The organism is Pseudomonas sp. IT-P294, assembly GCF_949767865.1.
In the GTDB taxonomy this organism is placed as follows: Bacteria; Pseudomonadota; Gammaproteobacteria; order Pseudomonadales; family Pseudomonadaceae; genus Aquipseudomonas.
The window spans coordinates 38,304-64,158 of record NZ_CATKQW010000006.1 but is presented as its reverse complement, the minus strand read 5'-3'; the positions used below and the strand labels follow the sequence as shown (position 1 = coordinate 64,158).

The 25,855-nt window shown below is 60.7% G+C and carries 24 protein-coding genes; 16 read left to right on the top strand and 8 right to left on the bottom strand.

All coding sequences use genetic code 11. The features are described 5' to 3' along the window. The first annotated feature begins 6 nt into the window (after nucleotides 1-6). The 3 genes from ACM6I0_RS05160 to ACM6I0_RS05150 are packed head-to-tail and all read left to right on the top strand — an operon-like array spanning nucleotide 7 to nucleotide 4,395. A complete protein-coding gene (locus tag ACM6I0_RS05160) occupies nucleotides 7-1,614 on the top strand; it encodes a carboxyl transferase domain-containing protein (RefSeq protein ID WP_285434657.1) in 1,608 nt (535 codons plus the stop codon). A 13-nt stretch (nucleotides 1,615-1,627) separates the two neighbouring features. Then, nucleotides 1,628-2,440: a gamma-carboxygeranoyl-CoA hydratase gene (locus tag ACM6I0_RS05155; RefSeq protein WP_414921642.1), complete on the top strand. Its 813-nt coding sequence runs from the start codon at nucleotides 1,628-1,630 to the stop codon at nucleotides 2,438-2,440. Next, nucleotides 2,440-4,395 carry an acetyl/propionyl/methylcrotonyl-CoA carboxylase subunit alpha gene (locus ACM6I0_RS05150; RefSeq protein WP_414921641.1) on the top strand — a complete coding sequence of 652 codons (1,956 nt, stop codon included), beginning with the start codon at nucleotides 2,440-2,442 and terminating at the stop codon, nucleotides 4,393-4,395. The genes ACM6I0_RS05155 and ACM6I0_RS05150 overlap by 1 nt, the downstream gene beginning before the upstream one ends. Before the next feature lie 39 nt (nucleotides 4,396-4,434). Here the strand turns inward: ACM6I0_RS05150 and ACM6I0_RS05145 are convergent, their stop codons facing one another. Then, complete coding sequence (locus tag ACM6I0_RS05145) at nucleotides 4,435-5,082, bottom strand: LexA family protein (protein ID WP_285434654.1); 648 nt, start codon at nucleotides 5,080-5,082, stop codon at nucleotides 4,435-4,437. Nucleotides 5,083-5,211: 129 nt separating this feature from the next. On the opposite strand from ACM6I0_RS05145, the gene ACM6I0_RS05140 reads away from it, so the two are divergent. Together ACM6I0_RS05140 and ACM6I0_RS05135 are read left to right on the top strand one after the other, a co-directional pair. Further along, complete coding sequence (locus ACM6I0_RS05140) at nucleotides 5,212-5,553, top strand: DUF6124 family protein (RefSeq protein ID WP_285434653.1); 342 nt, start codon at nucleotides 5,212-5,214, stop codon at nucleotides 5,551-5,553. A gap of 482 nt (nucleotides 5,554-6,035) precedes the next feature. Continuing rightward, the gene (locus ACM6I0_RS05135) at nucleotides 6,036-7,187 is read left to right on the top strand and encodes a M14-type cytosolic carboxypeptidase (RefSeq protein WP_285434652.1); all 1,152 of its coding nucleotides are present in this window, start codon (nucleotides 6,036-6,038) and stop codon (nucleotides 7,185-7,187) included. A gap of 43 nt (nucleotides 7,188-7,230) precedes the next feature. On the opposite strand, the gene ACM6I0_RS05130 is transcribed toward ACM6I0_RS05135, so the two are convergent. The 5 genes from ACM6I0_RS05130 to ACM6I0_RS05110 form a co-directional block, all read right to left on the bottom strand. Beyond that, on the bottom strand, nucleotides 7,231-7,776 hold the full coding sequence (locus ACM6I0_RS05130) for a cytochrome b (protein WP_414921640.1): 546 nt from the start codon (nucleotides 7,774-7,776) through the stop codon (nucleotides 7,231-7,233). Next, nucleotides 7,773-8,867 (bottom strand): catalase family peroxidase, encoded by a 1,095-nt coding sequence (locus ACM6I0_RS05125; RefSeq protein ID WP_414921639.1) that lies wholly within the window; start codon nucleotides 8,865-8,867, stop codon nucleotides 7,773-7,775. The genes ACM6I0_RS05130 and ACM6I0_RS05125 overlap by 4 nt, the downstream gene beginning before the upstream one ends. Nucleotides 8,868-8,989: 122 nt before the next feature. Continuing rightward, nucleotides 8,990-9,754: an enoyl-CoA hydratase-related protein gene (locus ACM6I0_RS05120; RefSeq protein ID WP_414921638.1), complete on the bottom strand. Its 765-nt coding sequence runs from the start codon at nucleotides 9,752-9,754 to the stop codon at nucleotides 8,990-8,992. A gap of 54 nt (nucleotides 9,755-9,808) precedes the next feature. Continuing rightward, nucleotides 9,809-11,134: a hypothetical protein gene (locus ACM6I0_RS05115; protein ID WP_414921637.1), complete on the bottom strand. Its 1,326-nt coding sequence runs from the start codon at nucleotides 11,132-11,134 to the stop codon at nucleotides 9,809-9,811. Continuing rightward, on the bottom strand, nucleotides 11,131-12,684 hold the full coding sequence (locus ACM6I0_RS05110; RefSeq protein WP_414921671.1) for an amino acid adenylation domain-containing protein: 1,554 nt from the start codon (nucleotides 12,682-12,684) through the stop codon (nucleotides 11,131-11,133). The genes ACM6I0_RS05115 and ACM6I0_RS05110 overlap by 4 nt, the downstream gene beginning before the upstream one ends. Before the next feature lie 319 nt (nucleotides 12,685-13,003). Here ACM6I0_RS05110 and ACM6I0_RS05105 point away from each other — a divergent pair, with 319 nt between their 5' ends. Beyond that, nucleotides 13,004-13,510 carry a sigma-70 family RNA polymerase sigma factor gene (locus ACM6I0_RS05105; protein WP_090185816.1) on the top strand — a complete coding sequence of 169 codons (507 nt, stop codon included), beginning with the start codon at nucleotides 13,004-13,006 and terminating at the stop codon, nucleotides 13,508-13,510. After that, entirely contained in the window at nucleotides 13,507-14,259 is a 753-nt protein-coding gene (locus tag ACM6I0_RS05100) for an anti-sigma factor family protein (protein ID WP_414921636.1), read from the top strand. The genes ACM6I0_RS05105 and ACM6I0_RS05100 overlap by 4 nt, the downstream gene beginning before the upstream one ends. Nucleotides 14,260-14,393: 134 nt before the next feature. Here ACM6I0_RS05100 and ACM6I0_RS05095 read toward each other — a convergent pair whose 3' ends face one another. Beyond that, nucleotides 14,394-15,230 (bottom strand): IclR family transcriptional regulator, encoded by an 837-nt coding sequence (locus ACM6I0_RS05095; RefSeq protein WP_414921635.1) that lies wholly within the window; start codon nucleotides 15,228-15,230, stop codon nucleotides 14,394-14,396. Between the two features lie 244 nt (nucleotides 15,231-15,474). Here ACM6I0_RS05095 and ACM6I0_RS05090 point away from each other — a divergent pair, with 244 nt between their 5' ends. The 9 genes from ACM6I0_RS05090 to ACM6I0_RS05050 all read left to right on the top strand — a co-directional run bounded on the left by ACM6I0_RS05090 (nucleotide 15,475) and on the right by ACM6I0_RS05050 (nucleotide 24,853). After that, on the top strand, nucleotides 15,475-16,494 hold the full coding sequence (locus tag ACM6I0_RS05090) for an ABC transporter ATP-binding protein (protein WP_259156557.1): 1,020 nt from the start codon (nucleotides 15,475-15,477) through the stop codon (nucleotides 16,492-16,494). Then, a complete protein-coding gene (locus tag ACM6I0_RS05085; protein WP_259156558.1) occupies nucleotides 16,491-17,360 on the top strand; it encodes an ABC transporter permease in 870 nt (289 codons plus the stop codon). Before ACM6I0_RS05090 ends, ACM6I0_RS05085 begins: the two co-directional genes overlap by 4 nt. A gap of 6 nt (nucleotides 17,361-17,366) precedes the next feature. Then, on the top strand, nucleotides 17,367-18,161 hold the full coding sequence (locus ACM6I0_RS05080; RefSeq protein WP_090185829.1) for an ABC transporter permease: 795 nt from the start codon (nucleotides 17,367-17,369) through the stop codon (nucleotides 18,159-18,161). A gap of 7 nt (nucleotides 18,162-18,168) precedes the next feature. Further along, nucleotides 18,169-18,459: a (2Fe-2S)-binding protein gene (locus ACM6I0_RS05075; RefSeq protein ID WP_414921634.1), complete on the top strand. Its 291-nt coding sequence runs from the start codon at nucleotides 18,169-18,171 to the stop codon at nucleotides 18,457-18,459. Between the two features lie 154 nt (nucleotides 18,460-18,613). Further along, nucleotides 18,614-19,969: an FAD-dependent oxidoreductase gene (locus ACM6I0_RS05070; RefSeq protein WP_414921633.1), complete on the top strand. Its 1,356-nt coding sequence runs from the start codon at nucleotides 18,614-18,616 to the stop codon at nucleotides 19,967-19,969. Next, on the top strand, nucleotides 19,966-21,081 hold the full coding sequence (locus ACM6I0_RS05065; protein ID WP_414921632.1) for an NAD(P)/FAD-dependent oxidoreductase: 1,116 nt from the start codon (nucleotides 19,966-19,968) through the stop codon (nucleotides 21,079-21,081). The genes ACM6I0_RS05070 and ACM6I0_RS05065 overlap by 4 nt, the downstream gene beginning before the upstream one ends. 18 nt (nucleotides 21,082-21,099) lie before the next feature. Further along, nucleotides 21,100-22,146, top strand: a complete 1,047-nt coding sequence (locus ACM6I0_RS05060; RefSeq protein ID WP_285434639.1) for an ABC transporter substrate-binding protein — start codon at nucleotides 21,100-21,102, stop codon at nucleotides 22,144-22,146. A 160-nt stretch (nucleotides 22,147-22,306) separates the two neighbouring features. Next, complete coding sequence (gene zapE, locus ACM6I0_RS05055; RefSeq protein ID WP_414921631.1) at nucleotides 22,307-23,434, top strand: cell division protein ZapE; 1,128 nt, start codon at nucleotides 22,307-22,309, stop codon at nucleotides 23,432-23,434. A gap of 105 nt (nucleotides 23,435-23,539) precedes the next feature. Next, complete coding sequence (locus tag ACM6I0_RS05050) at nucleotides 23,540-24,853, top strand: leucine-rich repeat-containing protein kinase family protein (protein WP_414921630.1); 1,314 nt, start codon at nucleotides 23,540-23,542, stop codon at nucleotides 24,851-24,853. A gap of 146 nt (nucleotides 24,854-24,999) precedes the next feature. Here ACM6I0_RS05050 and ACM6I0_RS05045 read toward each other — a convergent pair whose 3' ends face one another. Next, nucleotides 25,000-25,707: a YebC/PmpR family DNA-binding transcriptional regulator gene (locus ACM6I0_RS05045; RefSeq protein WP_045060175.1), complete on the bottom strand. Its 708-nt coding sequence runs from the start codon at nucleotides 25,705-25,707 to the stop codon at nucleotides 25,000-25,002. Between the last annotated feature and the right edge of the window lie 148 nt (nucleotides 25,708-25,855).

The window sequence follows — 25,855 nt, the reverse complement described above, 5'->3', positions numbered from 1 at the left end:
CTGTCCATGGCTATCCTGCATACCCAGCTCAACCCTCGTTCAGCGGAGTTCGCGGCCAACAGCGCGGCAATGCTCAAACAGGTCGACGCCCTGCACACCCTGCTCGCCCAAGTGCAGCAAGGTGGCGGCCCAAAGGCACAAGAACGCCACACCTCAAGGGGCAAATTGCTGCCCCGTGAGCGGATCAATCGCCTGCTCGATCCGGGCTCGCCGTTCCTCGAGATCAGCCAACTGGCGGCCTATGCGGTCTATGGCGAAGACGTTCCGGCCGCTGGCGTGATTGCCGGGATCGGCCGCGTGGAAGGCGTCGAATGCATGATCGTCGCCAACGACGCCACGGTGAAAGGTGGTTCGTATTACCCGCTGACCGTGAAAAAACACCTGCGTGCCCAGACCATTGCACAGCAGAATCGCTTGCCGTGCATCTATCTGGTGGATTCCGGCGGCGCCAACCTGCCGCGTCAGGACGAGGTGTTTCCGGACCGCGAACACTTTGGCCGGATCTTCTTTAACCAGGCCAACATGAGCGCGATGGGCATCCCACAGATCGCGGTGGTGATGGGTTCGTGCACCGCCGGTGGCGCCTACGTGCCGGCGATGGCGGACGAAGCGATCATGGTGCGCCAGCAAGCGACGATTTTCCTCGCCGGCCCGCCGCTGGTAAAAGCCGCGACCGGTGAAGTGGTCAGCGCCGAAGACCTGGGCGGTGCCGATGTGCACTGCAAGATTTCCGGGGTCGCCGACCACTACGCCGAAAGTGACGAACACGCCCTGGCCATTGCCCGGCGCAGTGTTGCCAACCTCAACTGGCGCAAGCTGGGTGAACTGCAACAACGCACGCCCATCGCCCCGCTCTACAGCAGCGATGAGTTGTACGGCGTGGTGTCGGCGGACGCCAAGCAACCGTTCGACGTGCGCGAAGTCATCTCGCGGCTGGTCGACGGTTCGGTGTTCGACGAATTCAAAGCGTTGTTCGGAACCACGCTGGTGTGCGGCTTTGCGCACCTGCACGGTTACCCGATCGCGATCCTCGCCAACAACGGCATCCTGTTTGCCGAAGCCGCGCAGAAAGGCGCGCACTTCATCGAGCTGGCCTGTCAGCGCGGCATTCCGCTGCTGTTCCTGCAAAACATCACCGGCTTCATGGTCGGTCAGAAATACGAGGCCGGCGGCATCGCCAAGCACGGCGCGAAACTGGTGACCGCCGTGGCGTGCGCCAAGGTGCCGAAATTCACAGTGATCATTGGCGGCAGTTTTGGTGCCGGCAACTACGGCATGTGCGGTCGCGCCTACGACCCGCGCTTCCTGTGGATGTGGCCGAACGCACGCATCGGCGTGATGGGTGCCGAGCAGGCAGCAGGCGTTTTGGTGCAGGTCAAACGCGAACAGGCCGAGCGCAGTGGTCAGGGTTTCAGCGCCGAGCAGGAAGCCGAGATCAAACAACCGATCCTCGATCAATACGAAGAGCAGGGCCACCCTTACTATTCCAGCGCACGGTTGTGGGACGACGGCGTCATCGATCCGGCCCAGACCCGCGATGTCTTGGCCCTGGCCTTGTCCGCATCGTTGAACGCACCAATCGAACAGAGCCGCTTCGGCGTGTTCCGGATGTGATCGGGAGAAAACCATGAGCGACTTCAACACCCTCGAGCTGCTGACCGACCCGCGGGGTTTCGCAACCCTGTGGCTCAGCCGCGAAGAAAAGAACAATGCCTTCAACGCCGAGATGATCCGTGAACTGATCCTCGCGCTGGACAAGGTTTCGACCGATGCCAGCCTGCGGTTTTTACTGGTGCGCGGTCGCGGCAAGCATTTCAGCGCCGGGGCCGACCTGGCCTGGATGCAGCAATCGGCCGAGCTCGATTACCACACCAATCTCGACGACGCCCGGGAATTGGCGGAGCTGATGTACAACCTCGCCAAGCTGAAAGTCCCGACGTTGGCCGTGGTCCAAGGCGCGGCATTCGGCGGCGCACTGGGTCTGATCAGTTGCTGCGACATGGCGATTGGCACGGATGAAGCGCAGTTTTGCCTGTCCGAAGTACGCATCGGCCTGGCGCCAGCCGTCATCAGTCCGTTCGTGGTGCAAGCCATCGGCGAACGCGCGGCACGCCGTTATGCGCTGACCGCCGAGCGTTTCGGCGGTCAACGGGCACGAGAAATCGGCCTATTGTCGGAGAGCTTTCCGGCCGTCGAGCTGGAACAGAACGTCGAACATTGGATCGACAACCTGCTGCTCAACAGCCCCGCCGCCATGCGTGTCAGCAAGGACCTGCTGCGTGAAGTCGGCAACGGCGCGCTGACCCCGGCGCTGCGCCGCTACACCGAAAACGCCATCGCCCGCATCCGCGTCAGCCCCGAAGGTCAGGAAGGCTTGCGTGCCTTTCTGCAAAAGCGCCCGCCGAGTTGGCAAGCACCCACCACCAAGGAGCCGCGTTAATGAGCGCACCTGTCATTACTTCCCTGCTGGTGGCCAACCGCGGAGAGATCGCCTGCCGGGTGATGCGCACCGCCAAGGCCCTGGGCCTGACCACCGTGGCCGTGCACAGCGCCACCGACCGTGATGCGCGACACAGCCGCGAAGCGGATATCCGCGTCGACCTCGGTGGCAGCAAAGCCGCCGACAGTTACCTGCAAATCGACAAACTGATTGCTGCCGCCAAAGCCAGCGGCGCTCAAGCGATTCATCCAGGTTATGGCTTCTTGTCGGAGAACGCCGGGTTCGCCCGCGCGATTGAAGAAGCGGGTCTGATTTTCCTAGGCCCGCCGGCCTCCGCCATCGATGCGATGGGCAGCAAGTCCGCCGCCAAAGCCTTGATGGAAACCGCCGGTGTGCCGTTGGTGCCTGGCTACCACGGTGAAGCTCAGGATTTCGACACCTTCCGCGATGCTTGCGAACGCATTGGTTACCCGGTGTTGCTCAAAGCCACGGCCGGTGGCGGTGGCAAGGGCATGAAAGTCGTCGAGGACGTCAGCCAACTGGCCGAAGCCCTCGCCTCGGCCCAGCGTGAAGCCAAATCCTCGTTTGGCGATTCTCGGATGCTGGTCGAGAAATATTTGCTCAAACCGCGTCACGTGGAAATCCAGGTCTTCGCCGATCAGCACGGCAACTGTTTGTATCTCAATGAGCGAGACTGCTCGATCCAGCGTCGGCACCAGAAAGTCGTCGAAGAAGCACCCGCGCCAGGCTTGAGCCCGGAGTTGCGTCGCGCCATGGGCGAAGCGGCGGTGCGGTCGGCACAGGCCATCGGTTATGTCGGTGCCGGCACCGTGGAGTTTTTGCTGGATTCGCGCGGCGAGTTTTTCTTCATGGAGATGAACACGCGCCTGCAGGTCGAGCACCCGGTCACCGAAGCCATCACCGGCCTTGACCTGGTGGCCTGGCAAATCCGTGTGGCACGCGGTGAACCGTTGCCGATGACTCAAGAGCAGGTTCCGCTGATCGGCCATGCCATCGAAGTACGGCTGTATGCCGAGGACCCTGGCAACGATTTCCTGCCGGCGACCGGACGCCTGGAACTGTACCGCGAATCTGCGCAAGGACCGGGACGCCGGGTCGACAGCGGTGTTGAAGAAGGCGACGAGGTTTCGCCGTTCTACGATCCGATGCTCGGCAAGCTGATTGCCTGGGGCGAGGACCGTGAACAGGCGCGCTTGCGCTTGTTGAGCATGCTCGATGAGTTTGCCATCGGCGGGCTCAAGACCAACATCAACTTCCTGCGCCGGATCATCGCTCACCCGGCGTTCGCTGCGGCAGAACTGGATACCGGGTTCATCCCGCGCTATCAGGAGCAATTGCTGCCGGCACCTGCGGATCTGGGCGACGAATTCTGGCAAGCCGCCGCTCAAGCGTTTGCCCAGAGCCTGCCGCGTACAGTGCGCGCCGATGATGTGAGTTCGCCGTGGGGCATCAGCAACGGTTTACGTGCCGGTCTGCCGCGAGAAATCACCTTGCATTTAAGCTGCGAGGGTCAGGACCGAGCGCTGACGCTGGGTAACGTTGATGCCCACACCGCACAACTCAAGGGCGAGCAACTGCTGACCGACCACGATGGCGTCCGCCGCCAGCATCGGGTAATCCGCCATGGCGAGGTGGTGTATCTGCAATGGAATGGCGAGTTGCGTCGTATCGAGTCCTACGACCCGATCAGCGCCGTCGAAGCCAGCCACAGCCATCAGGGCGGGCTGACCGCGCCCATGAACGGCAGCATCGTACGCGTGCTGGTCGAGGCCGGGCAAACCGTTGAAGCCGGGGCGCAACTGGTGGTGCTGGAAGCGATGAAGATGGAGCACAGCATTCGTGCACCACACGCCGGAGTGATCAAGGCGCTGTATTGCCAGGAAGGCGAGATGGTTAGCGAAGGCAGTGCGTTGGTCGAGCTGGAAGAGGCTTGAAATGAGGATCGGTCCTACGCTCTGCGAGGACCGATCTGATTAGAATCTGGCCGTTGCCTGAACCACCACGCCGAGGATTCTGCATTCCTCGGTGTACAGGGCTTTCGGATACGTCGGATTGAGCGGGACCAGGTAACGCTGCCCGCCCTCTTCGATCAGCTTGCGAAAGGTCGCCTCGGCGCTGTCCGGCCATTGAGCGATGACCAGCTTTCCAGGTTCCGGCACGATGGCCGGGTCTACCAGGATCATCATGCCTTCGGCGATGCTGATGCCGGTGGGTGCGGTCATCGCATCGCCGACCACCACCAGCCAGAACGCCTTGCCCTGCGCGTGGTAATCCGTGAGTTCAAACCGGGGCTTGCCGTATTCCGGCAATTCACCGTCCCGCAATTGGGCAGGCTCTCGCCAGTCGCTGACCGGGTAACGGAAGTACGGGTTGTATTTGTGTGTCAGGGACACCTCATCGTCCAGCAGGACCACAGGCTCGCGAATCACCATCGCCACTTCCAGAAATTCCATCCCGAGCGCTCGCAAGACACGGTTCATGTCTTCGATGCTCGGCTGACGGCGTTTATTCAGCCAATGACCCACGCCACCCTGGGACATCCCCAGGCGGTCGGCGAGTACTTCCTGAGTGACTTTGAGCTCACTCATCTTGGCTTTGACCAACTCAATCCATTTATCCATGTGCGGCACGATACGTGGGGTACTCCGACCAACAAAACACAAATTGTAGTATTTAAATTCCGGTCACAAATACAGATGGTACTAGGATGGGTTCACGGATCTGAATCTATCACGGAGCTTGCCATCGTCATGACCAACCCCAGCAACGACTTGCCGGACCTGCAAATCGACACCACTCTCACCTCCACCAAAGGCTATGCCGCAGCGCAGCGAGCGTTGGACTATTACTTGAAACCAGCTGTGTCAGAAGTGGCCGTCGAGGAGCGTTTTTTCGATGTGAAACCGGACATCAGCGCGGAAGAAGCACTGGTTCACGCCTCGGACCTGTTGCGCTGTGCCGCGGCAACGGCGTACGAATCAGCCAACAACCTGAATGGCGCGAGCCGTGACCTGGCGTTTTCTACGGTGCACATGATCGACATGGCCAAGGCGATGATAGATCGGTCTCTGCAAGGTGCTCCGGCGCTATGAGGCGCACTTGCCCGAGAAGAGGCCGGGAAAGAATTTTCCAATCGAGCAGATAAAATCATTTGACTTGCAAACGAGAATGATTATTATTGCATGCAGCTGGTCGCGAGATCAGTCGATGGCCAAGAGACCTTAGGTCGGTCTTCTGGATTATCTCCTCATCAGGCTAATCACGGTTTTTGACCCGGCTTTTTTGCCGGGTTTTTTTTTGCCGATTATTCTGGCGTTGGCTGTCAGGCAAATGAAGACATGACGTGATGTTAATTCGAATGTGCGGCTAATAGCGAAAGAACATCCGTCTGCGAAATAAGCCCGGCATCATTGGCCCAAACTTATAAAAATAGCACTTGAGAATCGATTACACAGTCTCTAAGCTGCGTCGGCGTCAAGGAGGACGCCCCCCCCTTTCCACCCCACAATTTCCCCCGGTATTTCCCTTCCCAGCGTGTAAAGTAGCAGCCATAAATCATATTCAGGAATCGACTATGAGCGTGGCCAAATCTTCCTTCGATATCAGCGCCAACTTCGACAGTGGCAACATTGAAGTGCTGGACATCAGCAACCCGTTGCAAGCATTGCTGGCTATCAAGCCGGACACCCGCAGCCAACACTTCCAATGGTTTCACTTCAAGGCCAGCGGTCTGCACGTCGGTCAAGAGCACTGGTTTCGTCTGAACAATGCCAGCAAGTCTTCGTATAACAAGGCTTGGGATGGTTATCAGGCCGTAGCGTCCTACGACCACGTCAACTGGTTCCGGGTGCCGACCATCTTTGAAGGTGACTGCCTGCGTTTCAGCCTTGAAGCCACGGCCACCCACGCCTGGTTTGCTTACTTCGAACCTTACAGCCGAGGCCGTCACGACTGGCTGATCGAACAGGCGCTGACCAAGGCCGGCACCGAACTGCTGGCCACAGGCAAAAGCGCAGAAGGTCGAGACATTCAGTTATTGCGTAAAGGCACCGGCGCCGAAGGTCGGCGCAAAATCTGGATGATCGCCCAGCAACACCCCGGCGAACACATGGCCGAATGGTTCATGGAAGGCGTGATCGAGCGCCTGGAACGGCACGACGATCCTGTGCTGAACAAACTCCTGGCCAGCGCCGATCTGTATCTGGTGCCGAACATGAACCCCGACGGCGCCTTCCACGGCCATCTGCGAACCAACGCGATGGGCCAGGACCTGAACCGTGCGTGGCAGAGCGCCAGCCCGGAAAACAGCCCGGAAGTGTGGTTTGTTCAGCAACAAATGGAAAAATACGGCGTCGATCTGTTCCTCGACATTCACGGCGACGAAGAAATTCCTTATGTGTTCACCGCCGGTTGCGAAGGCAACCCGGGCTATACGCCGCGGATCGAAAAACTCGAAGAGCATTTCCGCAGTCACCTGAAACACCAGACCAAGGACTTCCAGACCAAGCACGGTTACACCCGTGACGAGCCGGGCAAAGCCAATATGACGCTGGCTTGCAACAGCGTCGGTCAGAAATTCGACTGCCTCTCGCTGACCCTGGAAATGCCTTTCAAGGACAACGATGACGCGCCGAATGCGCTCACCGGCTGGTCGGGCAAGCGCTCGAAGCAACTGGGCAAGGACGTACTGACGACCGTTGCCGAGATGATCGACATCCTGCGCTGATCGAGCTCGATGGCTGCATGCCTCGCATGCAGCCATGCCTCACTCAGACGCGATCCTTTCCTCGCAACATACTGTCCAGCACATCGTCGCGACGCACCCAGCCGTGAAACAACGCGGCCGCCAGATGCACCAGCACCGTTAGAAACAGCAGATACGCCAGATACCCATGAGCCTTGCGCAAAAACGCAAACACCTGCGCATTGGCGGGCAGGATCGACGGCAACTGGATCGAACTGCTCAGCATCACCGGGTCCCCGGCGGCTGAAATCATCGCCCAGCCCAGCAGCGGCAAAATCAGCATCAAGGCGTACAACAAGACATGCGAGGCCTTTGCCGCCAGCACTTGCCAACCTGGCAGGTCCGCCGGCAGCGGTGGTTGCTGCGTGGAAAAACGCACGACCAAACGCACAATCACCAACAATAGAATCGCGACACCTAAAGGCTTGTGCAGATGGATCAACCATTCATGCCGTTCGGACACCGAGGCCACCATGCCCGCGCCGATAAACAGCATGGCAATGATCATCAACGCCATCAGCCAGTGCAGCAGTCGCGCCAAAGGAGCGAAATGATTCGGTTGAGTGCTCATTGTTGAGCCTCCTGTTTAGCGGCAGGCAACTGGCTGACTTCACTGGTACGACGCAAGTAGGAACTGGCGTAACCGGCTGAACGAGCCGCGAGCAGCGGGTCGTCGGACCCTTCTATACCGGCAGGCAGCACGAGCGGATCGTAGTTGATGTCTCGGCACTCACCATTGAGTTGCGGTTGGGTGTTTTCGAGCACCAGGGTGCCGGCATTCAGGACCTTGCGGCCATCGGGCCAGGCCTTGCTGGCGTCGTTGACCGGATCCCCGGGGTTGGCCAGAGTAATGTTCAACTGCCAACGCAACGGCCCTGCGGCAATGCGCTGCACCAGGTCTTTCTCTAGGAAGTCGCCGCCCTCCGGTGCCGTTGCGCCGGCGGCATCCTTCGCCACCGGCACCATGCTCCAGCGCACCGCTTGCCGCTGTCCGGCGGCGTTCACCAGGTAAAACGCGTTGACGCTGTTATAGGTTTCCGTCACGTAACTGGCTGACGGTTTGGCCGTCTTGATCCACGCCAGGAAAGGTGCGGCTTCCGGATGCGCGCCGAAGAACGCCGGCACGGCAGCAGGATTGGGTTTGCCAGTGGCCGGATCGGGGGATTGCGCTTGCTGCAATTGATAGAACGCTTCGGGCGTGCCCACGGGGAACACCGGCATGCTGTTCATCCCGGTGCGCCACTGCTGACCGTTGGCCTGGGTGAAGCGCAGCGCCATGCTGCGAATCGGCACGCTGTTGTCCGGCGCATAAGGATTGCCAGCCGGCAGCGCGAATCGCCCCACCACCGGGGTTCGGGCTTCATTGAACACCTGAGCACTCGAGTAGCTGCGCGCCTCGCCACTGCTCTCGAAGTGCCCGATCACGCACACGCCTTTGGAGTGGTTACGCCGGAAGCCGGGGTGCACGCCATTGTTGGTTTCCAGCACATTGATCAGCTTTTTCGGCGTCAGTCGCTGTGGGTCGAGTGTGCCGTTGACGTAGGCAAATGCCCCGGCGAGGGCGGCGACCACCACAGCAATGCCAGTCAGTCGCAATGTCAGGCTCGCGGCACTCAGCGGTGGCCGGGAGGGCCCGGTTGGCGGTGTTGAGCGATCAACCATGAAAAACTCCAGGGCCGTAGGCCGCAGGGGGAAGGAGCTATGAGACGAACGTCACGTAGGATTATTCCCTCTGAACTGTAGTTTCTTTCAAAGCAACGCGTGCGACGAATGCCCTAACCCCGTCAGACCTGGTTAAAACACGCCTCACGCTTATCCAGAAAAGCCTGCATGCCTTCTTTTTGCCCGGGAGTGGAAAACAATCCATGAAAGCTTCTTCGCTCGAACAGCAAGCCTTCGCGCAACCCGAGTTCCAGCGCGCGATCAACGGCTTCTCGAGCGGCCACGGCGGCGCTTTTGGCGAACCCGGCAATGGTGTGCGCCGCCGCCATGGATTGTTCGAGCAGATCGGCTGCCTCTATCACTCTTGATACCAGCCCTGCCCGCTCGGCCTCATGGGCCGACATCGAGCGCCCCGTCAGGATCATGTCCATGGCTTTCGATTTACCGATCAGACGCGTAAGGCGCTGGGTGCCGCCCATTCCGGGCATCACACCCAACTTGATTTCCGGTTGGCCAAATCGCGCGGTATCGGCAGCAAAAATCAAGTCGCACATCATGGCTAATTCGCAGCCGCCGCCAAAGGCATAACCGGCGACAGCCGCCAGCTTTGGCGTCCGTAACGCGGCAAAGGCTTCCCAGTCGGCAAAGAAATCTTCGTGAACCATGTCCAGGTAGGACTTTTCGCTCATTTCCTTGATATCGGCACCGGCAGCGAAAAAATCCGCCGTTCCGGTAATGACAAAACACCCCACCGCCGGATCCCGGTCCAAGCGTTGCAGGTGGTCCAGCAGTTCGCGCATGACCTCGTAACTCAGGGCATTGCGTGCTTGCGGACGATTGAGACGAATTAGGACGACTCGATCATGACGTTCGATCAGTGTGTACATGGTGACCTCATTGAATAATGTCGAATACTTGGATGGCGGTCGCTCACGCACGCCTCAGGAATCCCAGATAGCGCCGTAGGCAGCAATACCCCGTCCTTCCATTTCCTCGACCACCCGCTGAGTCAGCGCCTGATTGGAAATGCAGATCACCGCCTCTGCTCCGAATGTTCGAACCGCGTCATAGGCCTGTTGCACCAGGTCAGGTTTGCCGAGCAGGTCGGTGTCCCAGATCAAGGCATCGGGCTCGGCCCGCAGGATTTCCTCGACCAGTTCGTCACCGTAGGTTTTTCGTGGACTGCGGGTCGACCAGATCAGATGTATAGGTACTTGTCTGGCCAGCAGATGGGGTAGCACCGGACCGATGCCACTGCCAGTGGCGATGTACACCACCGATTTGAACAAGGTTTCGATGTGCGCAACGCCGGCGGTGGTGATGCCCTTGACCCAGACGTGGGTCGGCAGCTGTTCGATAAACTCGCCGGTCCAGTCTCCTGCTCGGGAAATAATCAGGCGGAAACCGGCCTCTCCCGGGGTGGGAATGTTGGCGAACGAGTGCCATTCCAGAAGCGGATTGAGACTGATGGCATTGGACGAACCTGCAAATGGCGTGACATGCCCGAACCGGGCAATCACTGCATGAGGTGAAGTTCTGATCAATTGCACCGGCACTTTGCGCAGACGCAGCCATGGCAGGGCAATACTGAACGTCAGCCCCACCAGCATCCAGAATGGCACCGACGCCACCAGCACTTCCGGCAACGGCGATTGCGGGTTCTGATCCTGGGCAAACAGCAGTGTCGAGAACCAGAACAGCACGAGCGCTGTCCAGCCACCGAAGCGGTGTGTGCGTTCGAAGCCATTGTGAAAGCGTGCGCGAATCCGTGGATGAGCCATGATCGCCACCGCCAACAAAACGCCCAGCAGCCCGCCGTTCACCCACAGAAGCGCGGGTGAAACACCGCCCAGGCTCTCCATCCAATGCCAACTCAACGAGCCGAGTAACGCCACGAACCAACCAATGGCCGCCAACGCTGCGCCACTGTGCAGCCCACCGAAGTGATACACCTTGGCCAGCGAGCGACGAACCGCCAGCGGCCACGAGGTGGGAGCCCGGGTTGCCAGCCAGAACAGCAGATTGATGATGTATTGCTGGCGAATCAGAATGGCCATCGACAGATTCGCCAATACCAGCCCGGCTAATGTTTCCAGTTCAACACCGGAGCGTGTCCACCATTGCCCGGCATTCAGCCCGTGCAGCAGCGCGGCACCATTGAGTCCCAGTACCAACGCCACAAGACGGTTGTAATGGGAAAACATCGGCAGCGTTCCAAGCCGTCGCCACAGTGCTCGCTTGGCGGGTAAACCGCCAGCGGCGCTCATGCGCTCACCACAGGGGCTGTGCTGGTGTCAGACCCGGCCTGATGCGCCAATGCCATGTCCAGCAGCAGTCGCTTGTCGACTTTGCCCCGTGATGTCAGCGGAATAACGTCCAGGGCGATGATCAACGAAGGTACGCAATAGTAGGCAAGCCGCTCCTCGCAGAGACGTCTGGCCTCATCGATATTCGTCGTCGCTGGACTGACAAAGGCCACCAGATGGCGATGGTCGAGTTTTAGCGTCACCGCCCGCTCGCAGGCGTCGCACGACTCCAGCACCGCTGAAACACTGTCGAGCTCAACGCGAAAGCCGCGCACCTTGACCTGATCATCGACGCGCCCCAAGTGCTCAAGATCGCCTTGTGCGGTCCAGCGTCCCAAGTCGCGCGTGCGAAACATCATTCGGCCCTGACCGAGAAATGGATCGGGACGATACCGCTCGGCAGTCAATGCGGCATTGCCCAGATAGCCCGCCGTCACACAGACGCCGCCAGCCCACATTTCCCCTTGTTCCCCGACCGCACAGGGTTGACCGGCTTCATCGAGTACGTACACGGTATTGTTCGGCGTGGGTTTGCCAATGGTCAGTGCTTCTCCAACCCGATAGCACTGCATGGTATTGACGATGGTGGTCTCGGTCGGCCCGCAGGCATTGAAGAACGTGCAGAACGACGACCAGCGATCAGCCAGGGGTTGCGGGCACGGCTCCCCGGCAACCGCCACGACCTTGACCTGCTGGCAGCGCGCCGGATCGAGGGTGCCGAGAATCGATGGCGTGGCGATCAGCACATCGCATTGCTCGGCGGTCTGATCAATGTCCTTGCCACGGATCATCAATGTCGCGCCGTGGGCCAGGCAACCAAGCATCTCCCACGCGGCCATATCGAAAGCGATGTTCAGGATCTGCCCGACTTTCATCCCAGGCTTCATGCCGAGATTGCCAGGTTCGGTCAGCAGGATATTGCAGACATTGCGGTGGGTAACCCGAACCCCGTTGGGCAATCCGGTGGTACCGGAAGTAAACAGAACGAAGCAAAGTTGATCCGGGGCCGACGACAGCGAACCGGCCACGTTCACTTCGTCTGAGAGGATTGATGGCAACCTCATGAACTCATCGAGGCAAATGCAGTGTTGCGTTGGCGTCAGGGGAAGCCGTGATTGAAGGCTCGACAGCGTCAGCACCACACGTGAATCGGCAACCTGCATGATGTGGCGCAGTTGTGGCGCGGGTGTAATGCCCACATGCTGAGGGATGTAGGCCCCGCCCGCTTTCAATACGGCCAACATCCCCACCAGCATGGGGATCGAGCGTTCTACGAACAACGCAACGTGATCGCCTGGTTTGACACCTTGGCTGATCAACAACCCAGCCAGTCGATTGGCCTGCCTGTTCAACTCGTTGTAGGTAATGGTTTCCCCCTGCCAATGGGCAGCAATCGCTTGGGGGCTGGTCGCGGCTTGCGCTTCAATGGCGTGATGGATCAAGGAAAACGCTGGCGTAACCGTCGGCCCATGACCGAATGGCTGCCAGCGATCCTGATCAACAGGTGACATCAGCAAAGGGGTACAAGCCAATGCCGGCTTCAGTGTTTTTGCATGTTCTTGCATATCGAAAATCTCATCGGGCTCAATGTGAAAGCGCACATCCGGCGATGCTGCCGAGCCTGTTGCTCAGGCTGGCCGAATGCCGTTTGCGCTTGCTGTCAGGGTTGAGCCGCGACGCGTGATGCCATTACAGGGATGACATCCATTGGAGAAAAGTCCTACAGGAATTCACGATGGGATTTTCTTTTCCGGCAGAGGGAATAATCTGCTGTGACCGGCGTCTTCCTTGTCACTGCCGCCCTTCACAGACAGAGACACGCCCCTTTTCATGAACGAAATCGACGAACAGTTGCGTGAAATAATTCCCAGGCTTCGGCGCTTCGCCGTGTCGTTGACGCGCAACCCCAGCAGCGCTGACGATCTGGTGCAGTCGAGCCTGGAGCGAGCCCTCTCGAGTTGGGGTGACAAGCGCCCCGAAGGCGACTTGCGCGCCTGGCTGTTTTCGATCCTTTATCGACAGTTTCTCGACGCCCATCGGCGCTCCCGGCGTTACGCGCGCATGCTCGAATTCTTCACCGGCCGTGACGATGCGCAGCCCTCAGTCGAGCGCACCGTGATGGCCCAATCAACGCTGCAAGCCTTTGACCAACTCACCACCGAGCAGCGCGCGCTGTTGCTCTGGGTGTCGGTGGAAGGATTGAGTTATAAAGAGGTCGCTGTCATTCTCGACGTCCCCACCGGTACCGTGATGTCCCGCCTGTCCCGCGCCCGCCAGGCCTTGCGCCAACTCAGCGACGGCGAAATCACCAGCCCTTCTCTGCGGATACTCAAATGATCAGCATGCCTCCGAGCGAGCGTGACCTGCACGCCTACGTCGACCACCAACTCAACGACGCTGACCGGCGCCTGGTCGAGACTTACCTGGCCAACAGTCCTGAAGTGGCCGCGCAAGTGCGCGCCTGGCAGCAGGACGCCCAACAACTGCGCGCGGCCATGAGCGGCGCCTTGCATCACACAGCCAACCCCGAACTCGACCCGGCGCTGATACGCCAGCGCCTCAAACGTCAGACACGCCGACATCTGGCCAGCGCTGCCGTGCTGTTGATCGCGGTTGGTGTGGGCGGATTGAGTGGGTGGCAGGCGCGGGAAATGACGCTGCTCAGCGCTTCGGCGCCGATGACCGATGCGATGCAGGCCTATCGCTTGATAGCCCAGCAAGGCATCCTGCCAGCGGACTATAAGGTCAGCGACGACGGTGACATGCAAGGTTGGCTCGACCGTTATTTCTCTCGAGCCAATCGCCTGCCGGATCTGTCGGACTCAGGTTTCAGACCGGTCAGTGGCCGGTTGCTCAGCACCGAGCAAGGGCCGGCGGCGATGGTTGTTTATGAGGATCAGAGCGGCCACAAGATCAGCTTCTACGTGCGTCCGCCCGGACCGAAGAACAACCTGCTGCCTCGAGGCAGTCGCAGCGATGGCGAGTTGCAGGCCGAGTACTGGTCCGGCGCCGGTTACAACTACGCGATGGTCAGCCCGAGTAACCTGCCGGCGGCGCAGAGGCTCAAACAAACTGTCCAGTTCTGACTCCAGATACTGATCGTTCCCACGCTCCGCGTGGGAATGCAGCCCAGGACGCTCTGCGTCCCCCGCATTGGACGCGGAGCGTCCAGTGAGGCATTCCCACGCAGAGCGTGGGAACGATCAACTTGTCACCGTGTTCACCCCTGCCCAAACACCTGCGAAGGCCTGCGCAGCAGCGGATCAAACGGGTTGATTCGCGGCCCGATCAGCGCTGCTTCGCGCTTGAGCATCTCAACCACGGTCGGCAGACGATCCGGCCCCAATCGGTCACTGACCGTGGCCACACTCAACGCGGCCACCGCCCGCCCTTCGCGATCCAGAATCGGCACCGCCACCCCAGCCATGCCTTGCAGCACGCCCGTGTTACGCCCGGCGTAACCCAGCGTGCGCACATTCTCAACCTCCGAACGCAGGAACACCTCGTCGTACAGGTGAAAATCCTTGAGCCGCGGCAAGTTGTAGTGAATCACCGTCTCGCGCTCCTCCTGTGGCAGGAAGGCCAGGATCGCCAGGCTGCCCTGCCCCACACCCAGTGCCACCCGACCGCCGATATCGCCGGTAAACGTGCGAATCGGAAACGGTCCTTCGCTGCGGTCCAGACAGATCGCATCAAAACCGCTGCGCGCCAGTAAAAACAACGAATCCCCCAAAGACGCCGACAGCCGCAGCAACGATGGGCGCACCAGTTCGCGCAGGTTACCGGTGTTGCCGGCGCGGGCGGCCAAGGCAAAGAACTCCAGGCTCAGGCGATAGCGTTTGCTGCGCGCATCCTGCTCGACCATGCCCTCATCCATCAGGCTGCGCAGCAGACGGTGCGTCGTCGGTTGCGACAAACCGATGCGCTGGGCGAGCTGCGTCACTCGCTCCCCGCCCTCGACGGAGTCACCCAGACTGCGCAGCACCGCAAACAATCTGGAGACAGCGCTGACACCGACTTCATTTTTGTTTTCATTCCGTTCAGCGGAATCAGTCATGGAATTTCTCGACAATAAATTTACTCACTGAATGAAACTGAAAATAGTCATCGCTTCAGTGAAATAGGCCATTGAGCCCATCCTAGTCTTCGTCCTACTCTGCGTCCAGACAGGGGCGATTCGAACAACAGCGGCAGCCGACTGAAGTCGAGCGCCAACGCACCCAGCAAGATCTTTTCGTATCTGCCCATACAAAAAAGCGCGCCTTCGGGCGACGCATAACAATCTCAGGTGGAGCGCAGTTATGGCTTTTGTGCAACTTGAAGGACTCGGCAAACGTTACGGCGAGATCGACGCCGTCGTCGCCACCAACCTCTCGGTCGAGAAAGGCGAGTTCGTCTCCCTGCTCGGCCCCTCCGGCTGTGGCAAAACCACCACCTTGCAGATGATCGCCGGCTTCGTCGAAGTCAGCAGCGGACGCATCATCCTGGACGGCCGCGACATCACCCATGCCAAACCCGCCAGCCGTGGCTTGGGGGTGGTGTTCCAGAGCTACGCGCTGTTCCCGCACATGACCGTCAAGGACAACGTCGCCTTCGGCCTGCGGATGCGCAAAGTGCCCACGGCCGAGTTGCAGCAGCGGGTGGATCGGGTATTGAAACTGGTGCGCCTGAACCAGCATGCCGAGCGTTACCCGCGCGAGCTTTCCGGCGGCCAGCGCCAGCGTGTGGCCCTGGCCCGAGCGCTGGTGATCGAGCCACCGGTGCTGCTGCTCGATGAGCCGCTGTCGAACCTCGACGCCAACCTGCGCGAAGAGATGCAATTCGAGATCCGCCGCATCCAACGTGAAGTCGGGATCACCACGCTGATGGTCACCCACGACCAGTCCGAAGCGTTGTCGATCAGCGACCGCGTGGTGGTGATGCAGGCCGGGCGCATCACCCAGATCGACGCGCCCTACACGCTGTATGAGCACCCGCGCACCGAGTTCATTTCCGGGTTCGTCGGCAAGGCCAATCTGCTGCCTGGCGAACGTGACGGCGCTGGCGTGGTTCAAGTGAACAGCGGCGGCGAACTGACCTTGAGTCTGCGCCCCGAAAAAATCGATTTGCGGGAAAAAGGCCAAGGCCGTTTGCAAGGCCACATCGTCAGCCGCTTCTTTCTCGGCAGCCAATGGTTGTATGGCGTTTCCACGCCCCTGGGCGAACTCAGCGTGGTGCGCCGCAACGATGGTTCGGCGCCCTTGAACGAAGGCACGGCCGTCGGGCTCGACTGGGATGCGACACTGCTGCGGGTGCTGACCGTCGACGAGGTGCCGGCATGAGCACGCTCGCCGCCATTCGCCAGGGACGCCAAGGCTATCTGTTGTCGGCACCAGCCCTGGCGTTGTACATCAGTCTGCTGGCCATCCCGCTGCTGTTGACGCTGGTGCTGTCATTCAACGTCTTCGACTACAGCTCGGGCATCAACGGCGACGCCTATACCTTGGGTCACTACAGCAGCTTGCTGGGCGATCCGTACTTCTACGAAATCTTCCTGCGCACGATGTGGATCAGCGCCCTGACCACCTTTCTTTGCGTGGTGATCGGCGTGCCCGAGGCCTACATCCTCAGCCGCATGGGCGCGCCGTGGCGCTCGATCTTCCTGATTCTGATCCTCACCCCGCTGCTGATTTCGGTGGTGGTGCGCGCCTTCGGCTGGAGTCTTTTGCTCGGTGCCGACGGCCTGGTCAACCAGACCTTGCAAGCGTTCGGCGGCTCACCGATGAAGCTGTTGTACACGCCGTTCGCGGTGGTGATTGCACTGGTTCACGTGATGCTGCCGTTCATGATCATTCCGGTCTGGACCTCGCTGCAGAAACTCGACCCCGCCGCGGAACAGGCCGCGATGTCGTTGGGCGCCAGCCACTTCACCGTGATGCGCCAGGTGGTGTTGCCGCAGATCATGCCCGGCGTGTTGTCCGGCACCTTGATCGTGTTCGGGCTGGCGGCCAGCTCGTTTGCCATTCCCGGCTTGCTGGGCGGGCGTCGAATCAAGATGGTCGCCACGCTGATCTACGACCAATACCTGTCGGAGCTCAACTGGCCGATGGGCGCTGCCATCGCTGTCGCGCTGTTGCTGCTCAACCTGCTGATCATGCTGTCGTGGAACCGGATGATCGAAGGCCGCTACAAGAAGTCATTGGGATAACTCATCATGTCCAAGAACGGTCCTTTCGCCCTGCTGTTCCATACCCTGGTGGTGCTGTTCATGCTGGCGCCACTGGTGGTGGTGTGCCTGGTGGCCTTCACCCCGGAAAATACCCTGAGCCTGCCGACCACCGAGTTTTCCTTGCGCTGGTTCCGTGCGGTGTTCGAGCGTGCCGACTTTATCGATGCGTTTTACAACAGCCTGATCCTGGCGTTCTGCGCCGCCAGCCTGGCGACGTTGATCGCGGTGCCGGCGGCATTGGCGATCACCCGCTTCGAGTTTCCCGGACGGGATTTTTTCAACGGGCTGTTCCTGTCACCGATCATCATTCCGCACCTGGTGCTGGGCGTTGCATTGCTGCGTTTGTTTGCACTGATGGGCGTCAACGGCAGTTTTGCCTGGCTGATCTTCGCCCATGTGCTGGTGATTACACCGTACGTGTTGCGCCTGGTGCTGGCCTCGGCCATCGGCCTGGACCGCAGCGCCGAACACGCCGCGCAATCGCTCGGTGCCGGACGCTTCACGCTGTTTCGGGAAATCACCTTGCCGATGATCCTGCCGGGCGTCGCTGGCGGTTGGCTGCTGGCGTTCATCAATAGTTTTGACGAGGTCACGCTGTCGATTTTCGTCACCTCGCCAGCCACGCAAACCCTGCCGGTGCGCATGTATGTGTACGCCACTGAATCCATCGATCCGATGATGGCGGCGGTGTCGGCCCTGGTGATTGCGCTGACCGCGCTGACCATGATTTTGCTTGATCGGGTCTACGGCCTGGATCGGGTTCTGGTGGGTAAACAATGAGGGCGCCATGGCTCTGCTGAAAAGACTGGCCGAAGGCGACCGCCCGGCCGTGACCTTTACCCTCGATGGCCAACCGGCCAGCGGGTTGCTCGGTGACACGCTGCTGACGGCGGTGCTGACCAGCAGCGAATACCTGCGCGGCAGCGACTTCAGCGCCCAGCCCCGCGCCGGCTTCTGCCTGATGGGCGCCTGCCAGGACTGCTGGGTTCGACTGGGCGACGGCCGACGCGTGCGCGCCTGCTCGACGCTGCTCGAACCCGGCCAGCACATCACCCGCGAACCGGGGCGCTCCGTATGAACCCACATTCCATCTGCAGAAACCGGATCCCCTGTGGGAGCGGGCTTGCCCGCGATAGCGGTTTGTCTGCCAGTGCATTCGTTGAATTTGACGCCGTCATCGCGGGCGAGCCCGCTCCCACAGGGGATTTGTGGTGCTCACAAAGGGAGAGGGTATGAAGCCAGTGGTCATTGTCGGTGCCGGGCCGGCCGGGATTCGTGCGGCGCAGACGCTGGTGGCGCATGGCGTTCGCCCGGTATTGCTGGATGAAGCGGCGCGCGGTGGCGGGCAGATTTATCGGCGTCAGCCGGCGAACTTCAAGCGCTCGGCGGTCAAGCTGTATGGCTTTGAAGCGCACAAGGCCAATGCGTTGCATCAGACAATCGATGCGTTGCGCGATCAACTGGATTATCGCCCCGAGACGCTGGTCTGGAACGCCGAAGCCGGCGCACTGGACACCGTGCATGAGGCGCGTGCCACGCGACTGGAATTCTCCCGCGTGATCGTCGCCACCGGCGCCACCGACCGGATTCTGCCTGTGCCAGGCTGGACTTTGCCAGGTGTCTACAGCCTCGGCGCGGCGCAGATTGCCCTGAAATTCCAGGGCTGCGCCATCGGTGAGCGCGTGGTGTTCGCCGGCAGCGGGCCGTTGCTCTATCTGGTGGCGTATCAATACGCCAAGGCTGGCGCAAAGGTGGTCGCGGTGCTCGACAGTTCGCCGTTCAGCGCCCAGGCCCGCGCCCTCCCCGGCCTGCTGTCGCAACCGTCCACCCTGGCCAAAGGCATTTATTACCGCAGCTGGCTGACCGCCCACGGCATCCCGGTGCATCAAGCGGCAACCCTGAAACGCATCAATGGCGAACAGCGCGTGCAATCGCTGGATTGGTCCAACGCCAACGGAGAACAATCGCTTGAGTGCGACGCCGTTGCCTTCGCCCACGGTCTGCGCAGTGAAACCCAACTCGCTGACTTGCTCGGCTGCCAATTCACCTGGAACTTGCTCAACCGCGCCTGGCTGCCGCAGCGTGACAGTACCGGTCGCAGCAGTGTCGCCGAGGTTTATCTGGCCGGTGACGGCGCCGGCATCATGGGCGCCGACGCCGCTGAAATGGCCGGCGAACGCGCAGCGCTGGCACTGCTCGAAGACATCGGCCACCCGTTTGCGCCGCACCGTAGCGTTCAACTGGAGCAGGCACTGGGCCGCATCGAGACCTTTCGCCACGGCCTGGAACGCGCCTTCATGTTTCCCGAACACTGGGCCGCCGATACGCCTGACGAGGTGATGGTCTGCCGCTGCGAAGAAGTACGGGCAGGAGATATCCGCGAAGTGGTGCGCGAAGGCCATTGGGAGATCAACCGGGTCAAGGCGCATTGCCGCGTGGGCATGGGCCGTTGCCAGGGGCGGATGTGCGGCGCCGCCGCGGCAGAAGTCATTGCCCGCGAAAGTGGGCGCCCGGTGTCGCAGATTGGCCGATTGCGCGCTCAGGCACCGATCAAACCCCTGCCGTTTGGTCTGGAGATCGAGCCATGATCGAAGTCGATGCAATCATCATTGGCGGCGGCATTGTCGGCGCCTCGGCCGCGCTGTTTCTGAGCAAGGCCGGTCGCCGCGTGGCCCTGCTGGAGCGGGACTTTTGCGGCTCGCATTCCAGCGGTGTGAACTACGGCGGCGTGCGGCGCCAAGGGCGCCCGCTGTCGCAACTTCCGTTATCGCAACAGGCCCACGCGCTGTGGGGACAGCTGCCGCAACTGATCGGCATCGACGGCGAATATCAGCGCAGCGGCCATTTGAAACTGGCCCGCAGTCATAACGATCTTCAGGCCTTGCAGGACTATGCCGTCAGCAGCCAGGGCTTCGGCCTCGACTTGCAGGTACTCGATCGCACTGAACTTCGCGCACGTTTTCCGTGGGTCGGCGACGTCGCCGTCGGCGCATCGTTTTGCCCGGACGACGGCCACGCCAACCCGCGACTGGTGTCCCCGGCCTTCGCCCAGACGGCGCGGCGCCACGGTGCGCAAATCCATGAACAATGCCCGGTGACGGAGGTGGAACACGATGGCCAGCGCTTTCGCGTCAGCACGCAAACCGGTTTGGAATTGCACGCGCCCTGGCTGCTCAATTGCGCCGGTGCCTGGGCTGGCAGCCTGGCCGAACACTTCGGCGAAGCGGTGCCTATGCACGCCGGCCATCCGGCCATGCTGGTCACCGAACCGTTGCCGCTGGTGATGAATGCCAGCACCGGCGTCGAGGGCGGCGGCATCTATGCCCGCCAGGTGGCACGCGGCAATTGTGTATTGGGCGGCGGTCAGGGTTTTGCCCTCGACGAGGCGCGCGCCCGGCCTGGCCAACACGCCGTGATCGAGATCCTGCGCCAGGCCGTCGAGCTTTACCCGTTTCTGCAAGGTGCCCAGGCGATTCGTACCTGGAGCGGCACCGAAGGTTACCTGCCCGATCGCCAGCCGGTGATCGGGCATAGCAGCACCCGACCTGGTCTGTTGCACGCGTTCGGCTTTGCCGGCGCAGGCTTCCAGATCGGCCCTGCGGTGGGCCAGGCGCTCACCGAGATCATCTGCAGCGGCGCCTCAAAGACGCCGCTGGATGCGTTTTCCATCACCCGGTTTCACTCCATCTCCGTAGCTTGATAGAGGAAGGTCGCGCCAATGAATAACGTCAAACGTAGTGCACTGCTCGGTTTCTCCTGTCTGACCGCCCTGCTCTCGGTCACCCAGGCACAGGCCGAACCCACGCTGTATCTGGGCATGAACGGCGGGACCATGGAGCGGCTCTACGCCGACAAGGTGCTGCCGGTTTTCGAGAAAGCCAACAACGTCAAAGTGGTGATCGTGCCGGGGACTTCCGCCGATATTTTGGCCAAGGTCCAGGCCAGTAAAGGCAACCCGCAGATGCACGTGATGTTCCTCGACGACGGCATCATGTACCGCGCCATCGCCATGGGCCTGTGCGACAAACTCCAGGACAGCGCGCCACTGGCGCAGATTCCGGCCAAAGGTCGGATCAAGGATCAAGCAGTGGCAGTCAGCCTCGGGGTGACCGGGCTGGCGTACAACACGCGGCTGTTCAAGGAAAAAGGCTGGGCGGCGCCGACCTCGTGGATGGACATGGCTGATCCGCGCTTCAAGGACAAACTGGTATTCCAGTCAATGGCCTCTTCGACCTTCGGCCTGCACGGTTTCCTGATGTTCAACCGGATTCAGGGCGGTAGCGAAACCGACGTCGAGCCAGGCTTCAAGGCGTGGCCGAACACCGTCGGGCGCAACGTGCTGGAATACATTCCGAGCTCGGCGAAGATTTCCGAAATGCTCCAGACCGACGAAGCCGCGCTGTTCCCGCTGACCCCGACTCAGGTCACCGCGCTCAAACTCAAAGGCATGCCGGTCGAATACGCGCAGCCTAAAGAAGGCGCCGTGGTGCTCAACGTGGCCGAGTGCGCCATCGCCAACAACACTCAACCGGAACTGGCGCAGAAGCTCGCCGCCTTCCTGCTGACACCCGAAGCACAAGCCGCCGCGCTTGAAGATGGCGACCAGATCCCGTCCAACCCCAACACCCCGACCACCGACAAGACCCGTGGTCAGGTCGAGGCCATGAAACAGTATCTGACCACCGCGATTGCGATCGATTGGGACCAGGTCAACGAACAGCGCCCGGCGTGGAATGCGCGCTGGAATCGCAGCATCGAACGCTAGATCACCGGGCATGACGCACGCTCTGTAGCCGCAGGCGAACGCTGCGTTCGGCAGCGGCTGCAGGAGTACGCGTCGCAGTAGTCGATTTATTCACCGTTTGGTTAAACTACGCCGCGGCAGCTCGAGGGAGTCTGCGAGACGACGACGGGGTAACCTCACAGTGGCCATTCGACCATCCAACCATTCGCGGCGCCCGCCACGCTGGCCGACGCTGCGCCGCTTGTTCGGCAAGGCGTTAGCTGCACCTGCCGGCAGCACCGCGACGGGTCAAGTGATTCACGACTACTTCCGTCACCGCGCCCATACTCAGGGCTACACCCTCAGCCACAGCCAGCTACGGGTGATCGAGTTCATGGCGCAGCACGCCTCTGCCCTGCTCGGCACCTCGGAAAAAACCCTTCCTGGCCTGTATTTGCATGGTGCGGTGGGTCGCGGCAAGAGCTGGCTGCTCGACGGCTTTTTCCAGGCCATCCCGATTGCCGACAAACAACGCCTGCATTTTCATGAGTTTTTTGCTCGCCTGCACCAAGGCATGTTCACCCATCGTGATCATCCCGATGCGTTGGGCGTCACCCTCGACACGCTGCTAAGCGACTGCCGTGTGCTGTGTTTCGACGAGTTCCATGTCCACGACATCGGCGATGCGATGCTCATCACGCGGCTGTTCAAGGCCCTGTTTCGCCGCGGCATCCTGCTGTTGGTGACCTCCAATTACCCGCCGGAAGGCTTGTTGCCCAACCCGCTCTACCATGCGCGGTTCAAACCGGTAATTGACTTGATCCATGCGCACATGCAGGTCATGGAGGTCGGTGGGCCACACGACTACCGCAGCCAGATGAGAACCCACGCGCATCAGCTGTTTACCCAGGGCCGGTACGTATGGCCGGGCTCGGTGGTGCAACGTCAGGCGTTGGACTTGCCCAAACGTGACGCGCCCCCCCTGCAGTTGCCGGTCGGCACCCGCCACCTACCCGCGCGATATTGCAACGAACGCACCATCGGTTTTACCTTCGCCGATTTGTGCGAACACCCCACGGCGGTCATGGATTATCTGGAGTTATGCCGACGTTTCGACCGCTGGATCATCGACGCCCTGCCCACCCTGGCAGACTGCCCGATCGCGGCGCAGCAGCGTTTCATCAATTTGATCGACGTTTTGTACGATCAGGACAAACACCTGACGTTGCTTGGCCAGCAGTCGTTGTGCGAGAGCCTGGCCGGCGATGCCATAGACCTGGCTCGCACGCGCAGCCGGTTGGGTCAGTTGGTGGAAGTGCGCGAGCCATAGTTTTTTGAGGGCCGCACCTGCTCGCGATAGCGGCCTCACAGGCCGAACGGATTTACCGGTATCATGCCGCCCGCGCCCTTTCCTCGATCAATAGCGAACCCGCCCATGGATACCCTCGCCCAACTGCGCGCCGGTCAACTGACAGGCATCACCCGTCTGGATCTGGCCTGCGGCCTGACTGAATTTCCACGAGAAATCTTCGACCTCGCCGACTCGCTGGAAGTGCTCAACCTCAGCGGCAACGCGTTGAGCAGCCTGCCCGACGACCTGCATCGCCTGACCCGTTTGCGTGTGCTGTTTTGTTCGGACAACCTGTTCACCGAACTGCCCGCCTGCATCGGTCAATGCGCCGCGCTGACGATGATCGGTTTCAAGGCCAATGCGATTGAAAAGGTGCCCGCCGAAGCGCTGCCGCCATTGCTGCGCTGGTTGATCCTGACCGATAACCGCATCGGCGAGCTGCCCGATGAGCTGGGCGATCGGCCGTACCTGCAAAAACTCATGCTCGCCGGCAATCGCTTGCAGCGCCTGCCCGAGCGCCTGAGCCAGTGCCATCGACTCGAGCTGATTCGCATCGCCGCCAACCAGCTGACTGAGCTTCCCGAGTGGTTGCTGACCCTGCCAAGCCTGACCTGGCTGGCTTATGCCGGTAATCCGCTGGAAACCGAAGCGGATGTCGCGGCGCTCGATGCCACGACGAGCATTGCATGGACCGAGTTGCGCCTGGAACAGCAACTGGGCGAAGGCGCTTCAGGGGTGATTCATCGCGCCACATGGGCACGGCCAGGCCAAGCGGCCACTCCCGTCGCGGTGAAACTCTACAAAGGCGAAATGACCAGCGATGGCTCGCCCCTGCACGAAATGAACGCCTGCATCACGGCCGGTCTTCATCCCAATCTGATCCGGGTCGAAGGCCGCATCGTTGATCATCCCGAGCAGCAAGCCGGGCTGGTGATGCAACTGATCGATCCGAGTTACCGAAACCTGGCTGCGCTGCCGAGCCTGGCATCCTGTACCCGTGACGTGTACACCGAAGACACCCGTTTCAGTGCCGATGTCGCGTTGCGCATGGCCCGCGGCATCGCCTCGGTGGCCGAGCATTTACACGACCAAGGCATCACCCACGGCGATCTCTACGGCCACAATATTCTGTGGAACGAGCACGGGGATTGCCTGCTGGGGGACTTCGGTGCGGCGTCGTTCCATGCGACATCCGACAGCCTGGAAAGCCGTGCGCTGCAACGGATCGAAGTGCGGGCATTCGGGGTGTTGCTGGGGGAATTGCTGGAGCGGATCGACTCAGGTTTGAGCGATGCAGAACGTGCCCGACTGGACGCGTTGGAGCAACGTTGCTGTCAGCCGGATGTGCTGGCGCGGCCTGGATTCAGTGAGATTGTGGGATTACTTGATATTCAGTGACCGCTGCGCGGTCAATCGCGGGCGAGCCCGCTCCTACAGGGTTTTGTGTCGTTCACCTATTTTGTGATCGACACAAACCCCCTGTGGGAGTGGGCTTGCCCGCGAAGACGGCCTGTCAGCTGACAAAACCGTCAACGCTGGAATACTTAACCCGCCAAACCCACAAACATGTCCTGCACATCGTCATGGTTATCGAGGCCTTCCAGGAACGCCTCGACTTCAGCCATCTGCTCGTCGCTCAAACCGCTGACCGGGTTTTTCGGCTGGTAGCCCAACTTGGCCGACAACACCGTGAAACCTTGCTCAGGCAGAGCTTTCTGAACCGCGTCCAGGTCTGCAGGCTCGGTCAGGAACAGGGTCGTGCCCTCTTCTTCACCGGGCTCGAAATCCTGGGCACCGGCTTCAATCGCGGCCATTTCCGGATCGGCATCAGGGCTGTCCGGGGACGCTTCGATCATGCCCACATGGTTGAAATCCCACGACACCGAACCGGAAGCACCCAGTTGGCCCTTGCGGAACGCTACGCGGATTTCAGCCACGGTGCGGTTGATGTTGTCAGTCACGCATTCAACGATCAGTGGCACCTGATGCGGTGCAAAGCCTTCATACGTCACACGATGGTATTGCACGGTTTCGCCGAGCTGGCCGGAGCCTTTCTTGATCGCGCGTTCGAGGGTTTCGCGGGGCATCGACGCTTTCTTGGCCTGTTCGACCACCAGGCGCAGGTGTGCGTTGGTGGCGACATCGGCGCCGTTGCGCGCAGCAATGGTGATTTCTTTCACCAGTTTGCCGAAGATCTTGCCCTTGGCGTTAGATGCCGCTTCTTTGTGTTTAACCTTCCACTGTGCGCCCATTACTCACTCTCTTGATCTGTGGCGCCGAGACATCTATTGGCCGACGCATGGCGCAAGTTTATACGGCCTAAAGAAGGCAATCGACCAAAAAATCCACCTGTTCACGCCCATGACGTATCGACATCTTCACCACTGCTTGTAGGGCAAT

Coding starts and splice junctions, on each gene's coding strand:
- ACM6I0_RS05080 (WP_090185829.1), top strand. CDS start 17,367: ATGTCCAAGAACGGTCCTTTCGCCCTGCTGTTCCATACCCTGGTGGTG.
- ACM6I0_RS05125 (WP_414921639.1), bottom strand. CDS start 8,867: ATGGTTGATCGCTCAACACCGCCAACCGGGCCCTCCCGGCCACCGCTG.
- ACM6I0_RS05150 (WP_414921641.1), top strand. CDS start 2,440: ATGAGCGCACCTGTCATTACTTCCCTGCTGGTGGCCAACCGCGGAGAG.
- ACM6I0_RS05100 (WP_414921636.1), top strand. CDS start 13,507: ATGATCAGCATGCCTCCGAGCGAGCGTGACCTGCACGCCTACGTCGAC.
- ACM6I0_RS05145 (WP_285434654.1), bottom strand. CDS start 5,082: ATGGATAAATGGATTGAGTTGGTCAAAGCCAAGATGAGTGAGCTCAAA.
- ACM6I0_RS05045 (WP_045060175.1), bottom strand. CDS start 25,707: ATGGGCGCACAGTGGAAGGTTAAACACAAAGAAGCGGCATCTAACGCC.
- ACM6I0_RS05095 (WP_414921635.1), bottom strand. CDS start 15,230: ATGACTGATTCCGCTGAACGGAATGAAAACAAAAATGAAGTCGGTGTC.
- ACM6I0_RS05070 (WP_414921633.1), top strand. CDS start 18,614: ATGAAGCCAGTGGTCATTGTCGGTGCCGGGCCGGCCGGGATTCGTGCG.
- ACM6I0_RS05105 (WP_090185816.1), top strand. CDS start 13,004: ATGAACGAAATCGACGAACAGTTGCGTGAAATAATTCCCAGGCTTCGG.
- ACM6I0_RS05090 (WP_259156557.1), top strand. CDS start 15,475: ATGGCTTTTGTGCAACTTGAAGGACTCGGCAAACGTTACGGCGAGATC.
- ACM6I0_RS05155 (WP_414921642.1), top strand. CDS start 1,628: ATGAGCGACTTCAACACCCTCGAGCTGCTGACCGACCCGCGGGGTTTC.
- ACM6I0_RS05120 (WP_414921638.1), bottom strand. CDS start 9,754: ATGTACACACTGATCGAACGTCATGATCGAGTCGTCCTAATTCGTCTC.
- ACM6I0_RS05075 (WP_414921634.1), top strand. CDS start 18,169: ATGGCTCTGCTGAAAAGACTGGCCGAAGGCGACCGCCCGGCCGTGACC.
- ACM6I0_RS05065 (WP_414921632.1), top strand. CDS start 19,966: ATGATCGAAGTCGATGCAATCATCATTGGCGGCGGCATTGTCGGCGCC.
- ACM6I0_RS05160 (WP_285434657.1), top strand. CDS start 7: ATGGCTATCCTGCATACCCAGCTCAACCCTCGTTCAGCGGAGTTCGCG.
- ACM6I0_RS05130 (WP_414921640.1), bottom strand. CDS start 7,776: ATGAGCACTCAACCGAATCATTTCGCTCCTTTGGCGCGACTGCTGCAC.
- ACM6I0_RS05060 (WP_285434639.1), top strand. CDS start 21,100: ATGAATAACGTCAAACGTAGTGCACTGCTCGGTTTCTCCTGTCTGACC.
- ACM6I0_RS05050 (WP_414921630.1), top strand. CDS start 23,540: ATGGATACCCTCGCCCAACTGCGCGCCGGTCAACTGACAGGCATCACC.
- ACM6I0_RS05110 (WP_414921671.1), bottom strand. CDS start 12,684: ATGTCACCTGTTGATCAGGATCGCTGGCAGCCATTCGGTCATGGGCCG.
- ACM6I0_RS05115 (WP_414921637.1), bottom strand. CDS start 11,134: ATGAGCGCCGCTGGCGGTTTACCCGCCAAGCGAGCACTGTGGCGACGG.
- ACM6I0_RS05085 (WP_259156558.1), top strand. CDS start 16,491: ATGAGCACGCTCGCCGCCATTCGCCAGGGACGCCAAGGCTATCTGTTG.
- ACM6I0_RS05140 (WP_285434653.1), top strand. CDS start 5,212: ATGACCAACCCCAGCAACGACTTGCCGGACCTGCAAATCGACACCACT.
- ACM6I0_RS05135 (WP_285434652.1), top strand. CDS start 6,036: ATGAGCGTGGCCAAATCTTCCTTCGATATCAGCGCCAACTTCGACAGT.